This window comes from bacterium, from assembly GCA_024228115.1.
In the GTDB taxonomy this organism is placed as follows: domain Bacteria; phylum Myxococcota_A; class UBA9160; order UBA9160; family UBA6930.
This window is the reverse complement of sequence record JAAETT010000104.1, coordinates 1-2,170: the sequence shown is the minus strand read 5'-3', so window position 1 is coordinate 2,170 and position 2,170 is coordinate 1. Positions and strand designations below refer to the sequence as shown.

Below are 2,170 nucleotides of genomic sequence, written 5' to 3'. Positions count from 1 at the left end.
TTAAAAACTCTGACGCCCATTCTCGACGACGCTATCGCGGTCGAGTGTAACAAGGGCGCGACGCATATACACTCAGTGCGGACGGGCCTCCCGACTATCACGTGGGGACGCTTGTACCAAGGCATACCACAGTCGAAGAGTGGTAGAGCCCAGGTAGAAGATACCACGGGCTTCGCAGAAGGCTTGAGCACTGTCGACGAGCGGCTGCTTAAACTGTCAAAAAATGAAGGCGCGGTCAGGCTGTCCGAGGCACAAGCGTACCTCGAAGCTATGGCACAAGAAGTTGACACAAAGGTCTTCTACGGCAATTCCGCGTCAGACCCCGAGGAGTTCATGGGACTCGCTCCACGCTTCAATGATTTGAGCGCACCAAATGGTGGGCAGATCATCGATGCCGGAGGCACCGGGTCTGATAACACCTCTATCTGGATGGTGGCATGGGGTGGCAACCAGACTCAGCTGTTGTACCCACAAGGTACGATGGCGGGCGTACAGCGGGAGGATATGGGCCGGCAGAGAGTCGAAGACGACGACGGCAATCCATTCTATGCGAAAGAAGAGATGTTTACCTGGCACGTAGGTCTCGCCGTGAAGGACTGGCGCTACGTGACACGCATCGCGAACATCGATGTCAGCGACCTGAAAGCAGGTAGCGTGCAGCTGTTCGACTTTATGCGCAAAGCATATTGGCGTATGCAGAGTCGACGTATCCCAGGCGGACGCGTGGCGATCTACGCTAACCGCGATGTGCTGGAAGCACTTGACGCGCTGTCTACGAACGCAGGTGCGTCTGACAGTTTTGTCCGTCTGACTCCGATGGAGATCGAGGGCAGAGAGGTCTCCAGCTATCGGCAGATGCCACTGCGGGAGAGCGATGCGCTCCTGAACACTGAAGCGCGAGTCACATAAGCGCCCGGTTTTCTACCATTAACCTTAATTCAATTTAGGAGAACATCATGATATTTTCGATTCAAAATCTTTTCTCGGATGACCAGGCCATCACCGGTGATGCCGACTCAACCAACGTCATCGACCTCGGTGTGGCTGGCACGCCTTATGGCGGCGCTGCCGCACTGCACCAGGACATTGGCAAGGGTGCAGGGGTGCCGATACTCATCCAGGTCACGGAGGCGTTTAACACGTTAACGAGCCTGACCATTACGATCTCTACGGGTGCGACCACCGCGCTCGGCACGAGTGTCGCGAGTGTGACTATCGCACTAGCTGACCTGGTCGTCGGTGCGCAGGTACCGATCATGGTACTGCCGAACGGCATCGTCGAGCGATACCTGGGCGTTGAGTACGCTGTCACGGGCACCGATCCTACTACTGGTAAGATCACCGCTGGCATTACGATGGGCAATCAGACTAACGTCACCGGTGCGTAATATGTGGAGGGGGGCGAGAGCCTCCCTTCCTTTAACTTTTTAGGAGAAAGACATGCCAACATATAGAGTCCTGGAGAGGTGCTTTCACGACGGTAAGCTGTACGACCCCAAGGGGAAACGTCCTGTGCTTGTGAGAACGCACCCATTCCCGAGTGTTAAAAAGAAAGAGCAGGTGCCATCGAGCTTGCAGCGCATCAAAGACCAGACTGCTGCGCAGAAAAAAGTGCAGGAAGAGGCAGCGGCAGAGGAAGCGAAAACTGCTGCTAGTGACGCCGAAGCCATTGCAGGAGCGTCATTCCTGGAGGCACCAGTAGCAGAGGCTAACACCGAAACGTTGGGAGGGTAACTCTCGTGAACGATCATGCAAAGCAAATGTATGGTGACTAATGGCCTCGGAAACTGAAATCTGCCAGATGGGCCTTTTCAACATCCGAGGAGGCACCATCAACAACCTCACCGAGTTGAGCCCGCAGGCGATAGCGTGTGCGGCGAAATACCCTGTACTGCGAGACCGGTGCCTACGCGGAGCGGACTGGGGTTTTAATCATAAGATTAAGGCGTTAGCCCCTCTCACGACTGAAGTTTTCGGGTGGGCGTACGCGTACCAGTACCCGACGGACTGCCTTGAGGTCAACCGGTTGGTCGGCTCATATGAGGAGGTTATAGCAGGCACATCGACTTACATATCGAGTTTGCTAGACCCTACACTGCGCATGGGCAAGAGCTTACGGGCGCCGATCTCTTACGAAGTGTTTAACTTCGACGATAACAAAGTGATCGCG

At 55.2% G+C, this 2,170-nt stretch carries 2 protein-coding genes; both read left to right on the top strand.

Annotated features, from left to right (window positions below):
* Positions 1–183: 183 nt before the first annotated feature.
* Entirely contained in the window at positions 184–909 is a 726-nt protein-coding gene (locus GY937_05555) for a hypothetical protein (protein ID MCP5056178.1), read from the top strand.
* Between the two features lie 47 nt (positions 910–956).
* On the top strand, positions 957–1,388 hold the full coding sequence (locus GY937_05550; protein ID MCP5056177.1) for a hypothetical protein: 432 nt from the start codon (positions 957–959) through the stop codon (positions 1,386–1,388).
* Positions 1,389–2,170: the final 782 nt, after the last annotated feature.

What these genes read in the sequence shown, in the direction of transcription:
- GY937_05550 (MCP5056177.1), top strand. Translation starts at nt 957, where the DNA reads ATGATATTTTCGATTCAAAATCTTTTCTCGGATGACCAGGCCATCACC.